The sequence below is a fragment of the Aquabacterium sp. A08 genome (assembly GCF_011742065.1).
This window is the reverse complement of the sequence record NZ_JAAQQT010000414.1, coordinates 1-262: the sequence shown is the minus strand read 5'-3', so window position 1 is coordinate 262 and position 262 is coordinate 1. Positions and strand designations below refer to the sequence as shown.

Sequence of the window (262 nt, the reverse complement as noted above, 5' to 3'; positions counted from 1 at the left end):
GCATGGCATTGGCAGTGGATGTGGTGGTGATGGCCGCCGGCAAGGGCACGCGCATGAAGAGCCGCACGCCCAAGGTGTTGCACCGCCTGGGCGGCCAGGCCCTGGCGGCGCATGTGATCGGCTGCGCCGCCCAACTGGGGGCACGGCGGGCGGTGGTCATCACCGGGCACGGCGCCGAACAGGTGGAAGCCGCGCTGGCGCCCCTGGCCACCCCGGCGCTGGCGCTGGACTTTGTGCGCCAGGAACCCCAGCTGGGCACCGG

At 73.3% G+C, this 262-nt stretch carries 1 protein-coding gene; it reads left to right on the top strand.

What is annotated here, in order from left to right; translation table 11 throughout:
• Positions 1–2: 2 nt before the first annotated feature.
• Positions 3–262, top strand: a 260-nt coding sequence (locus tag HA630_RS02355) for an NTP transferase domain-containing protein (RefSeq protein WP_166832214.1), incomplete at its 3' end; no start/stop codon positions are given.